This window comes from Neobacillus niacini, from assembly GCF_019749295.1.
GTDB classification, from domain to species: domain Bacteria; phylum Bacillota; class Bacilli; order Bacillales; family Cytobacillaceae; genus Neobacillus; species Neobacillus niacini_D.
The window spans coordinates 205,807-217,731 of the sequence record NZ_JACWFG010000008.1 but is presented as its reverse complement, the minus strand read 5'-3'; the positions used below and the strand labels follow the sequence as shown (position 1 = coordinate 217,731).

Below are 11,925 nucleotides of genomic sequence, written 5' to 3'. Positions count from 1 at the left end.
AAAAGTACTTTAGCCTGTCATAGTGAAATGGTATTGTTTTTCAAAAATTCACTTAAATACGGTTTAGCCTCAGAGATGAAGTATAAAGAGCCCGTAACAACGAGCACTGAATCTGGCTGAAGATTTTGGATACAATTTGCAAGATGGGCATTCCAATTCTCACCGAGTTTCTTATTGGTTGATTGACTTATGGAATACAAATCAATTGCCTCCGCTGCTCGAGGAAAATCGAATGATACAAAAGAGATTTCATCTGCAACTAAATCCAATTGAGCAATCATTTTATTCAGTTTCTTATCCTTTAATGCCGCAAACACAATATGAATGGTATGGTTAGCATACCGAGTGGAAAGTTCATGGACTAGGGCCGATATCCCCTCATCATTATGTGCACCGTCAATGATAACAAGTGGAGTATTAGAAAGAATCTCAAATCTTCCTGGCCAGTACGCTGTTTTTAGGCCAGTCCTTATATCATTTATAGAAATTGAAAATTCTTCATGCTGATCAATCCCTTGTGCAGCCATTATCGCTAATGATGCATTTTCTGTTTGATGTTGACCAATCATGTTAATTTCAACTTGTTCATATTTGCCTTCTGCATTTCTTAGAGTAAACTCTTCGCCATGTTCCTTCGGATTGTGAGCGGTAATGGAGAACTCCTGATTTAACCGATATAGAGGTGCATGCTTGATATCAGCCTGTTCCTCTATTACTTTCATCGCATTCTCATTTTTAACTGCTGTAAAAACAGGTGTGCCTTCTTTAATGATACCCGCTTTTTCAAAGGCAATTTCTTCGTATGAATGTCCAAGGATATTCGTATGATCAAGTCCAATGCTAGTTATGATTGAAGCGATTGGCTGAATGATATTTGTAGAATCAAACCTGCCGCCTAGTCCTACTTCATAGAGGACAATATCCACTTGATTCACATTGGCAAAGTAATAGAAGGACATTGCTGTGATTACTTCAAACTCCGTCGGTCCGCCAAGCTCTGTTTCTTCTAATTCATCCGCAAGCGGTGCAATCACATTGGTCAAATGCAGTATTTCCTCGTCAGAGATTGGCTTTCCATTTACAGAAATTCTTTCATTAAATTGTTCAATATATGGTGAGGTAAAGGTTCCTACAGAGTAGCCGGCTGCTTCGAGAATCGAACGCAAAAAGGTTACAGTCGAACCTTTTCCATTTGTGCCGCCAATATGGACGGTTTTCATTTTTAGTTCAGGATGGCTCAGTTTCTCCATCATCCATTCCATTCGGGTAAGACCTGGTTTAATTCCTAGTCTTAATCTCCCGTGTATCCAATCAAGGGCTTCTTTATAGGTTGTAAACATTTCTGGCACCCCAACTTTATTTTTTTCTAAAAGAAAACGAATCCTTACAGAAAGGACTCGTCTTCTTTTCTTCTTATTATAAACCTTTTAACTCATTTAAACGAGCTTCTACTAACGCTCTTTTTTCACGATAATCTTTTTCTTTTGCACGTTCTTCAGCAACAACACTCTCAGGCGCCTTCTTCATAAAGCCTTCGTTGTTAAGCTTCTTTTCTACTCTCTCTACTTCTTTTGTAAATTTATCATATTCCTTTGTCAGGCGGGCAATCTCTTCCTCAATGTTAATCAGTCCTTCTAGTGGAAGAATGATTTCCAAACCAGTGATCACCGCTGTCATAGCCTTTTCAGGTGTCTCAAGGTTGATACCCATTTGTAATTCTTCAGGGTTACAGAACTTTTCAATATAAGAACGATTCTTTTCAATCGCTGCTAAAACTGAATCATCCTTCGCCTTTACAAGCATTTTAATTTTCTTGCTCATTGGCGTGTTTACTTCAGCACGGATGTTTCTAACGGAACGAATCATTTCCATTAACATCTTCATTTCCTGTGATGCTTGTTCATCACTGTTTGCAGGATTTACTTCCGGCCATTTTGCAGTTGTGATTGATTCACCGCTGTGTGGCAGGTTCTGCCAGATTTCCTCGGTAATGAATGGCATGAATGGATGTAACAAACGCATTGTCTGATCCAAAACATGTGCAAGAATCGAACGCGTTGTTTTCTTCGCTGCTTCATCATCACCATATAATGGAAGCTTTGCCATTTCAATATACCAATCACAGAAATCATCCCAGATGAAGTTGTACAGAGCACGGCCAGCTTCTCCGAATTCATAGCGCTCTGAAAGCTTCGTAACGGTTTCAATGGTTTCATTTAATTGCGTTAGAATCCATTTATCTGCAACTGACTTTTCTCCGCTAAAATCAATCTCTTCATGTGTCATGCCATCCATGTTCATTAATGCAAAACGAGAGGCATTCCAAATTTTATTCGCAAAGTTCCAAGTCGATTCTACTTTTTCAAAGCTAAAGCGTAAATCTTGACCTGGCGCGCTTCCGGTTGAAAGGAAGTAACGTAAGGAATCGGCACCGTACTTGGCGATAACATCCATCGGGTCCACACCGTTACCAAGAGATTTACTCATTTTGCGTCCTTGTTCATCGCGAACTAAACCATGGATGAGAACATCTTTAAATGGTCTTTCACCTGTAAATTCAAGGCTTTGGAAAATCATACGTGATACCCAGAAGAAGATGATATCATAACCTGTTACAAGTACATCGGTTGGGAAGAAACGCTTAAAGTCTTCTGCCTCCACATTCGGCCAGCCCATTGTGGAGAACGGCCAAAGTGCAGAACTGAACCACGTATCCAATACATCTTTATCCTGTTCCCAATTCTCAATGTCGGCAGGAGCCTCATGACCAACAAATACTTCACCCGTTTGTTTGTGGTACCAAGCCGGAATTCGATGACCCCACCATAGCTGTCTGGAAATACACCAGTCACGGATATTTTCCATCCATCTTAGATAAGTATTTTCGAAGCGGTTAGGAACAAAGTTTACTTTATTTTCCTTGTTTTGAAGAGCAATCGCTTCATCCGCAAGCGGCTGCATTTTTACAAACCATTGTGTTGAAAGATAAGGCTCAACTACTGCGCCGCTGCGCTCGGAATGACCAACAGAGTGTAAATGCTCTTCAATTTTGAAAAGAACACCTTGTTCTTGAAGGTCTTTAACAATTTGTTTACGGCATTCAAAACGGTCCATGCCTTTATATTTTCCAGCTCTGTCATTCATCGTGCCGTCTTCGTTCATCACAAGAACACGCTCAAGATTGTGACGATTGCCGATTTCAAAATCGTTCGGGTCGTGTGCTGGTGTAATTTTAACTGCCCCAGAACCGAATTCCATATCTACATAGTCATCACCAACAATCTGAATTTCACGACCAACGATTGGAAGAATTACAGTTTTACCAATTAAATGCTTGTAGCGCTCATCCTCAGGATGAACAGCAACAGCTGTATCACCTAACATGGTTTCTGGACGAGTAGTGGCTACTTCAATATGTCCTGAACCGTCAGCTAACGGGTATTTCATATGATAGAAAGCACCTTGAACATCTTTGTAAATAACCTCGATGTCCGATAATGCTGTTTTTGTAGATGGATCCCAGTTGATAATGTATTCGCCGCGATAAATAAGTCCTTTGTTATAGAGTGTTACAAATACTTCGCGTACGGCTGCTGACAAGCCTTCATCCAATGTGAAACGTTCACGGCTGTAATCTAATCCTAAACCTAGCTTCGCCCATTGCTGACGGATATGTGAAGCGTATTCTTCCTTCCACTTCCAGGTTTCCTCAACGAACTTTTCGCGCCCTAAATCATAACGGCTCTTGCCTTCGCCGCGAAGCTTCTCTTCAACTTTTGCTTGAGTTGCGATCCCGGCGTGGTCCATTCCCGGAAGCCAGAGAACATCATAGCCCTGCATCCGCTTCATGCGTGTCAAGATATCCTGCAATGTTGTATCCCACGCATGCCCTAAGTGCAGCTTACCGGTAACGTTTGGCGGCGGGATAACGATTGTATATGGCTTCTTTCCTTCATCATTCTGCGCTTCAAAAAACTTTCCTTTAACCCACCAATCATAACGCCCTTGCTCAATCGACTGTGGATCATACTTCGTCGGCATGGTAATTTCTTTTGTTTCCATTTGACCATCTCCTTTATTTCTACTTCTGTCTTTTAAGAAAAACTTAGACATACAAAAAACCCCATTCGTCATAAAAGGACGAATGGAGTTTGCTTCGCGGTACCACCTTTTTTCCAATCAAAAGAAATTGATTGGCGCTTAAATAGATAACGGATTTGATCCGTCTTTAACTAGTAGGATGTGAAAATCCATTCGCTAAAGAAGCTCAAGGGCGACCTTCCGAGTGTCTGCTTAGGAACCTTTCAGCTAATGGCTCCCTCTCTTTTAGCAGGTGAACATCGTACTCTTCCCTGTCTGTGCCTATGTGTTTTTAATTATATTGTATATACTACCCAAAAAGTGTTCTCGACGTCAATAATGATAGCCAATTTTTTTATATTATATACCATTTTGAAAAAAACGTTAAGGAATTAGGAGAATTACCTATGTAGATAGAATATACATAAAAGAAATAGGTTTTTGGAGGGGAAGGTTGTTATGAAGAAGAGGAAATTCATCACCAAATACTCTTACACTCCCTGGTATCGAACCGTTAGGAGAGCATGCGAGCAGTTGATTTTGCCGTTTACGATCTTTCAATTAATCCGAACATTGTTTATACCTACCGTCTTTGATGTTTTGTTATTAAGCATTTTTGTTGCGATAGCCGTATCAATCTATTTTGAGATTGTTTAAGAGCCCATTTAGCATCTTTTACTGCTGCTGGGCTCCTTCTTTTGCCTGTCTTTCTCGTTCATCCATTTCAGTCATTCTCATCACAACATATTCGGAATTCTTCAAGTGCCAGTATTTGCGCTGTAGCATCCGCACAAATTTCAGCTCATTCTTTGGCTGTTCTTTTTTATAATACCGTTCGACCACCTGGATGATTGGAATAGGATAGGCTAGGTAACTATAGAAAAGAAGCTTTTCATCACTTTTAAAAGGAAAGAATTTAAAGTAATGGTTCACCCAATCAAGAGCTTCATCATTACGTTTTGGCTGTGTATTAAAGGAACGTGAAAGGTATGGCAATAAATCATGTATCGGTGAGCCATAACGGGCATTTTCAAAGTTTATAAAATATCCGTACCCCTTATCATCATAAAGAAAATGTTCAGAGGATAATTTCCCATGGGTAATCACCATTCTTGCTTTTTCTGCATCCTTTGTTTTTTCATACCACTCTTCAAATTTTGTTTTTGAAAAACGAAGTGCCTGACTTATTTCGTTATAGTACAAGCAGAATACAAGCTCAAAAGGAGACATATAGGTCTTTTTTTCACATTCATCAATAAATCCGTCCAGAAATTCTTGATTCTTGTCAAGGAGCTGGATGGTTTTCTCATAATGCTCTGTTCGTTCGTCTTTATTCACAGAGATGTCTTTGGCAGATAATGTGTGAAGCCTCGCCAATTCACGAAATAATTGCTGGTGTTTATGAGTCCGGTCTTCCTTAACTTCATTCGACATCCAAGGCATTAAGTAATAGAGTGCTTTATCATGGAGGACGGCGTATCTTCCGTCCATGGTAGGATAAATGGGCACAATGCGATTGAAGCCCTTTTGATACAGAAGATGAACATGACGAATAAAATCTGTTCCAGTAGTCGGAACAATTTTTTTCAAGGCAAATGTCCCTTTATTGGAATAGATTTTTTTTATATTGCCGTGTTCCTCAACGAAATATGGCTGTACCTGATAGTTATTTAATATCGGTAGCAGTGGTCCCAGCAAGTTCGCATCACTCATCAACAGTCAACTGCCTTTCACTCATGGAAAGTCCTTAAAAGGATGTGAGCAGGTTATGGAAACCCGCTCACCTTTTTTTGATCATTATTTTTTTGCAAATGCAACAGGCACATATAATACTTGGCCCTCATATACATCTTGATTGAGCTCAAGATTGTTATAACGTAAAAGATTAGGGACAGACACGTCATACCGATCAGCAAGACTATCGAGCGTATCGTCCTTTTGAACAATACAAACTTTTAATCTGGCTTGATCAGAGCTGTCTTCCTTACGTGCAAAGAACTCCGTGAGTGTCATACTCTTCTTTTTAGATGACTTCTTCTTTGCTTGTTTCGGCGGTGCCTCTGGTGACGAAGAACTTTCCTCAAAAACAGGTTCCTTCACGTCCTCAGCTTCTTCCACTTCTTCCGCAGCTGGCGGCGCTGGTGCCGGTGCTGGTGCCGGTGCTGGTGCTTCCTCGACGACTTCCTCTATTTCTTCAACAGGCTCACTTGCTTCACTTCTTGCATGCTCGAATACAACAGGTATCTGAGGCTCTTCCTCAGGCTCTTCGATTTCTTCAGGTTCTTCATACGTAAAGGTTGGGAATTTCGGGAATGCCTCCACCTTTTCCTCTTCTGGCTGCTTTCTAGCTTCAGCCTCAAACAAGAAAGTATCTTCAAATTGGTTCTCTTCTTGTTCTTCCTCTTCTGGCTCTTCCGCTCTTGGTACTTCTACCTGGTAGCGATGGAGCACCTCAAACTCTTCCTCCTGCTCAACCACCTCTTCTTCTTGCTGAGTTGAATCATACAGCCCGCTGATCGTTAGTTCAGCTGATAGCTTTAGGCAGCTGCGCTCCGGAAAGGAGTAATCAAAGGACTCCACAAGGACATCGATATCATAAATGCTCTGAATTCGATTGTTTGGAATGGTAATATCAACAGGAAAACGATGTGAAAATTCACAAAGCCCTTCCTCCTGGGCTTCCACTCTTTCTACGTACTTTTGGTTTGGTACATTTTCTTCCTCTTCCACTGCACTTTCAACATCATTTCTATATTCGCCTGTTAATTCCAGCGAACCTCGGATGGTTACATATTGATCATTTTCCTGGATGGTAATATCCGGGTCTAGAGAAATCGACACAAGTTCAGTTACTTCCTGTCCCTTTCTAAACCACAAAGACTCCTCCAAGGAAAATCGCAGGCACGATTGATTCTCCTGAGACAAAGCGACTCCTCCTTTCGTTTCCTTTACGTAAAATCACTATGTCACTTACACAATATGAACAAAGGCAAATAATTATGATAAAAAAGCCTTCTTATGCGAAAAAGTTTACGAGAGACCACTTACATTGACCGAAAGGCTTTCTCCTTCCATGCTTGAGTCACTCCAGACGGCTTGCATTGACCGAAACCCTTTCTCTTTCGATGCTTCGGTCACTCCAGACCGCTTGCATTGACCGAAACCCCTTCTAGTTCTTTGCTTCGGTCACTCCAGACCGCTTGCATTGACCGAAACCCTTTCTCTTTCCATGCTTCGGTCACTCCAGACTACCTGCATTGACCGAAACCTTTCTCTTTTCATCTTTCGGTCACTCCAGACCACTTCCATTGACCGAAACTCTTCCTAGTTCTAAGTTTCGGTCACTCCAGACCACTTCCATTGACCGAAACTCTTCCTAGTTCTATGTTTCGGTCACTCCAGACCACCTGCATTGACCGAAACCCATTCTCTTTCTATGATTCGGTCACTCCAGACCACTTGCATTAACCGAAACTCTTTCTAGCTCTATGCTTCGGTCACTCCAGACCACCTGCATTGACCGAAACCCATTCTATTTTCATCTCTCGTCACTCCATGCTTATGTATTTCAAAATAAAAGACACTCATCAGGTTGATAAGTGTCTAAAAAGGTATTATTTTAGTTTTGAGAAAGCAATTTCTGCTGCTTTGATTGTTTTTTCGATATCTTCATCGGTGTGTTCTGTTGATAAGAACAATCCTTCGAATTGAGATGGCGGCAGGAATACTCCTTGCTCAGCCATTTCACGATAGTAAGCAGCAAAATATTCTAGGTTAGAGGATTTTGCTGTTTCATAGTTAATAACCTCTTCATTGGTGAAGAAGAATCCAATCATGGAACCAGCACGGTTAAAGGTAACGGGAATGTCATACTTTTCTGCCGCTGCTTTAATTCCTTTTTCGAGTAAATCGCCTTTGCGTTTGAACTCTTCGTAATGTTCTGGTGTTAATTGACTTAAGGTCTCATAACCAGCGGTCATTGCAAGCGGATTTCCTGAAAGTGTTCCTGCTTGATAGATTGGTCCTGCAGGAGCGATTTGGCGCATGATTTCTGCTTTACCGCCGTAAGCGCCTACTGGCAGCCCGCCGCCGATTACCTTACCAAGACATGTGATATCAGGCAGGATATTGAAATGGCCTTGTGCACAATTATAGCCAACACGGAAGCCTGTCATTACTTCATCAAAAATCAACAATGCGCCATTTTCAGTTGTAATCTCACGAAGACCTTCTAAGAATCCAGGAAGAGGCGGTACAAGACCCATATTCCCTGCAACGGGTTCAACGATAATACAAGCAATATCATCTCCGAACTGTTCGAACGCGTATTTTACGCCTTCAAGGTCATTGTACGCCACTGTAATCGTGTTCTTCGCCACTCCTTCAGGAACACCAGGGCTGTCTGGCAATCCCAGTGTAGCGACACCAGAGCCGGCTTTAATCAATAGTGAATCACCATGTCCATGATAGCAGCCTTCAAATTTCAAAATCTTATTACGTCCAGTATATCCGCGTGCTAAGCGAAGTGCACTCATGGTCGCTTCTGTTCCGGAAGATACCATCCTTACCACTTCGATTGATGGTACACGTTCAATCACAAGCTTAGCCAGTTCATTTTCCATCAATGTTGGTGCGCCAAAGCTTGTACCAAGCTCCGCCACCTTTTTAATTCCTTCAACCACACGATCGTTTGTATGTCCAAGGATTAGCGGTCCCCAAGATAATACGTAATCGATATATTCATTGCCATCGATATCATAGACTTTTGACCCTTTTCCTCTTTCCATGAAAATCGGATCCATATTTACAGATTTAAACGCACGCACCGGGCTATTCACGCCGCCAGGCAGCATGGTTTGAGCTTCTTTAAATGCTTCTACTGATTTTGTATATGAGCGCATTATGAGTTCCTCTTTTCGAGTTGTAGTTATTGATCTTCCTTCAACCAGCGGCATGCATCTTTAGCAGCATACGTGATAATCAGGTCTGCACCTGCACGTTTGAATGCAATTAGCATTTCCATAACGGTTTGTTTTTCGTCAATCCAGCCGTTTGCTGCAGCTGCCTTAATCATTGAATATTCACCACTGACATTATACGCAACAACAGGAAGGTTAAAGTTATTTTTAACATCACGGATTATATCTAGGTAAGGCATACCCGGTTTTACGATTAAGAAATCCGCACCTTCTGCCACATCAGATTCTGCTTCTCTGAATGCTTCCATACGGTTCGCAGGATCCATTTGATAGGTTTTACGATCACCGAACTGCGGTGCGCCTTCTGCTGCCTCACGGAAAGGTCCGTAAAAGGCTGAAGCGTATTTTACTGCATAAGACATAATTGGAATTTCTGTAAAGCCAGCTTCATCTAATCCAGCACGGATCGCTGTTACGAAGCCGTCCATCATATTCGATGGAGCGATGATATCAGCACCAGCTTCAGCTTGAGCGATGGCTGTTTTTACAAGTAATTCTAGAGAAGGGTCATTTAGGATTTTATCGCCTTCCACCATTCCGCAATGGCCGTGGCTTGTGTACTCACATAAGCAAGTATCCGCAACCACAATCATTTCTGGGTAATGTTCTTTTATGTAACGTGTGGCAACCTGAATAATGCCGTGGTCATGGAATGCCTGTGTACCACACTCATCCTTCGTTGCTGGAATTCCAAATAATAAAACAGATTTGATGCCGTGTGCCACGATATCATCCATTTCAGCTTTTAAATTATCCATTGATACTTGGAAAACACCTGGCATGGACGATACTTCTCTGCGAATGTTTTCGCCTTCATAAATAAATAATGGATAGATGAAATCATCTGGTCTTAGGTGGTTTTCTCGGACAAGTGCACGCATGTTAACACTTGAACGTAATCGGCGATGACGTGAAAATTGAAGTTCCATTTATATTTACCCCCAAATTGTTATTTAGGCTGTTCAAAGTAGTCTGTTGATTTCCACTCCAGGCACTTCGCTTTCCGCGGGCGGTCCGGGGAGCCTCCTCGGCGCTGAAGCGCCTGTGGGGTCTCCCCGGACCCGTCCTCCCGCAGGAGTCTTCGTGCCTTCCGTTCCAATCAACAGAGTGCCAAAAATTTCAAACTTTAACACAGCCCAATTAAATTATCATTTTTCTAAGTATTCTATTGTGCTCTTAATCATCTCATTAACTGTGTATTCTTTTGGAGAGACATGTACTGGCAATCCAAATGCGTGTAATCTCTTTTCTGTTACTGGTCCGATGCAGCTGATGACACATCTGTTAAGATGGTTTTCAAGTTTATGCTCTTTTACCACACTCATAAAGTGAGTAACCGTGGAAGGGCTGGTAAACATCAAGATATCTAGTTCATCCTCAGCAATCATTTTAGCCAGCTTCTCCGTGCTCTCCTCTGGCATGTAGGTTTCATAAATAACGATTTCATCGACAACTACCCCATGATTACTGAGAGAAGTGGAAATATACTCCCGCGCAAGATTCCCCTTAGGAATCAACACCTTTGAACCACTAGGTACAAGCGGCAGAAATTCCTCTGTAAATACCTCTGTCACATAGGCAGACGGTACAAACTCTGCTTTGTATCCTCTTTCCTCTAGTACTTCTTCGGTTTTTCTGCCGATTACCGCAATTTTCGGAAAGAATGAATGATCTTCTTTTTTAAAAAAAGAAAAGAATGTTTCCACAGTGACATTGCTTGTAAAAATGACCCAGTCATATGTATCAATCTCATTCATAGCCTTTTGCAGCTCTTTTGTGAGTTCAGTAGGGCGAAATGCAATTAGAGGGATTTCGATTGAAATCCCTCCATACTTTTCGACAAGTTGTGAAAAGGATTTTGCCTGGCCAGCTCCGCGAGGAACAAGGACCTTTTTGTCTTTCAACCCTAATGGTTTTAGCATTGACCTTCGAGCTCCCGCTTAACCTTCTCAATCAGGTCCTTAGCTCCCTTTTCGATTAATAGGTCAGCTGCTTGAATACCAAGCTCCTCTGGGTCGGTTCCTCTTAGTTCTTCTTTGAAGATTTCCTGACCTTCAGGAGAAGCCACTAATACTGTAAGCATGATATCATCATTATCAGCTATTTGGGCAAAACCAGCTATTGGCACCTGGCAGCCGCCTTCCATTTTTTGAAGGAAAGCACGTTCAGCTCTAACGGCTCTTTCCGTTTTCTTACAAGTGAATTTTTCAAATAGTTCAAGAAGTTCCTTATCGTCCTCACGGCATTCGATGGATAAAGCCCCTTGGCCAACGGCTGGAACACAAATATCCGCATCAATAAATTCTGTTATTGTTTCCTTTGCCCAGCCAAGACGGGAAAGTCCTGCTGCAGCAAGGATAATAGCATCATATTCTTCATCTTTAAGCTTTTGTAATCTTGTATCAACATTGCCTCGAATCCATTTAATCTCTAAATCAGGACGCTGTGCTAAGATCTGAGCGCTGCGGCGAAGACTGCTAGTGCCGATAATCGCTCCCGGCTTCAAATCTTTTAATTTAACATGGTCTCTTGATATCAACGCATCACGATGGTCCTCACGGAAAGGAATACAGCCAATAGTAAGACCTTCTGGCAGGACAGCCGGCATATCTTTCATACTATGAACAGCCATGTCAATTTCTTTATCCATCATAGCTTGTTCGATTTCCTTCACAAACAAACCTTTTCCGCCTACTTTTGAAAGAGTAACATCAAGGATTTTATCTCCTTTTGTAACAATTTCTTTTACTTCAAATTCAAAAGGTCCTCCGAGCTTCTTAAGCTGTTCAATTACCCAATTAGTTTGTGTTAGTGCTAATTTGCTGCGTCTAGAACCTACGATAATTTTTCTCATGACTGCCTCCTA

The 11,925-nt window shown here is 41.6% G+C and carries 10 protein-coding genes and 1 other annotated feature; of the genes, 1 reads left to right on the top strand and 9 read right to left on the bottom strand.

Annotated features, from left to right (window positions below):
• Window positions 1-17: 17 nt before the first annotated feature.
• On the bottom strand, window positions 18-1,340 hold the full coding sequence (locus H0184_RS12580) for a bifunctional folylpolyglutamate synthase/dihydrofolate synthase (protein ID WP_221825403.1): 1,323 nt from the start codon (window positions 1,338-1,340) through the stop codon (window positions 18-20).
• Between the two features lie 76 nt (window positions 1,341-1,416).
• Entirely contained in the window at window positions 1,417-4,062 is a 2,646-nt protein-coding gene (locus H0184_RS12575) for a valine--tRNA ligase (RefSeq protein WP_221825400.1), read from the bottom strand.
• Window positions 4,063-4,133: 71 nt separating this feature from the next.
• Window positions 4,134-4,368: a binding site (T-box leader), on the bottom strand.
• Window positions 4,369-4,539: 171 nt separating this feature from the next.
• Here H0184_RS12575 and H0184_RS12570 point away from each other — a divergent pair.
• Window positions 4,540-4,737 carry a hypothetical protein gene (locus H0184_RS12570; protein ID WP_221825396.1) on the top strand — a complete coding sequence of 66 codons (198 nt, stop codon included), beginning with the start codon at window positions 4,540-4,542 and terminating at the stop codon, window positions 4,735-4,737.
• 18 nt (window positions 4,738-4,755) lie between these two features.
• Here the strand turns inward: H0184_RS12570 and ysxE are convergent, their stop codons facing one another.
• From ysxE to hemC, 7 genes are all read right to left on the bottom strand, one after another.
• Window positions 4,756-5,793 (bottom strand): spore coat protein YsxE, encoded by a 1,038-nt coding sequence (gene ysxE, locus H0184_RS12565; protein WP_221825391.1) that lies wholly within the window; start codon window positions 5,791-5,793, stop codon window positions 4,756-4,758.
• A gap of 84 nt (window positions 5,794-5,877) precedes the next feature.
• Window positions 5,878-7,005, bottom strand: coding sequence for a stage VI sporulation protein D (gene spoVID, locus H0184_RS12560; protein WP_221825387.1), 1,128 nt, complete (start codon window positions 7,003-7,005; stop codon window positions 5,878-5,880).
• 261 nt (window positions 7,006-7,266) lie between these two features.
• Window positions 7,267-7,389 (bottom strand): hypothetical protein, encoded by a 123-nt coding sequence (locus tag H0184_RS27670; protein WP_260631545.1) that lies wholly within the window; start codon window positions 7,387-7,389, stop codon window positions 7,267-7,269.
• 305 nt (window positions 7,390-7,694) lie between these two features.
• Window positions 7,695-8,981: a glutamate-1-semialdehyde 2,1-aminomutase gene (gene hemL, locus H0184_RS12555; protein ID WP_221825384.1), complete on the bottom strand. Its 1,287-nt coding sequence runs from the start codon at window positions 8,979-8,981 to the stop codon at window positions 7,695-7,697.
• A gap of 26 nt (window positions 8,982-9,007) precedes the next feature.
• Window positions 9,008-9,988, bottom strand: a complete 981-nt coding sequence (gene hemB, locus H0184_RS12550) for a porphobilinogen synthase (protein ID WP_221825381.1) — start codon at window positions 9,986-9,988, stop codon at window positions 9,008-9,010.
• A gap of 219 nt (window positions 9,989-10,207) precedes the next feature.
• Window positions 10,208-10,981: a uroporphyrinogen-III synthase gene (locus H0184_RS12545; RefSeq protein ID WP_221825378.1), complete on the bottom strand. Its 774-nt coding sequence runs from the start codon at window positions 10,979-10,981 to the stop codon at window positions 10,208-10,210.
• The gene (gene hemC, locus H0184_RS12540; protein ID WP_221825374.1) at window positions 10,975-11,913 is read right to left on the bottom strand and encodes a hydroxymethylbilane synthase; all 939 of its coding nucleotides are present in this window, start codon (window positions 11,911-11,913) and stop codon (window positions 10,975-10,977) included. The genes H0184_RS12545 and hemC overlap by 7 nt, the downstream gene beginning before the upstream one ends.
• Window positions 11,914-11,925: the final 12 nt, after the last annotated feature.

Excerpts from the sequence above, each read along its gene's own strand:
- H0184_RS12580 (WP_221825403.1), bottom strand. The coding sequence starts at position 1,340 with ATGTTTACAACCTATAAAGAAGCCCTTGATTGGATACACGGGAGATTA.
- H0184_RS12545 (WP_221825378.1), bottom strand. The coding sequence starts at position 10,981 with ATGCTAAAACCATTAGGGTTGAAAGACAAAAAGGTCCTTGTTCCTCGC.
- hemL (WP_221825384.1), bottom strand. The coding sequence starts at position 8,981 with ATGCGCTCATATACAAAATCAGTAGAAGCATTTAAAGAAGCTCAAACC.
- hemC (WP_221825374.1), bottom strand. The coding sequence starts at position 11,913 with ATGAGAAAAATTATCGTAGGTTCTAGACGCAGCAAATTAGCACTAACA.
- hemB (WP_221825381.1), bottom strand. The coding sequence starts at position 9,988 with ATGGAACTTCAATTTTCACGTCATCGCCGATTACGTTCAAGTGTTAAC.
- H0184_RS12570 (WP_221825396.1), top strand. The coding sequence starts at position 4,540 with ATGAAGAAGAGGAAATTCATCACCAAATACTCTTACACTCCCTGGTAT.
- ysxE (WP_221825391.1), bottom strand. The coding sequence starts at position 5,793 with ATGAGTGATGCGAACTTGCTGGGACCACTGCTACCGATATTAAATAAC.
- H0184_RS12575 (WP_221825400.1), bottom strand. The coding sequence starts at position 4,062 with ATGGAAACAAAAGAAATTACCATGCCGACGAAGTATGATCCACAGTCG.
- H0184_RS27670 (WP_260631545.1), bottom strand. The coding sequence starts at position 7,389 with ATGGAAGTGGTCTGGAGTGACCGAAAGATGAAAAGAGAAAGGTTTCGG.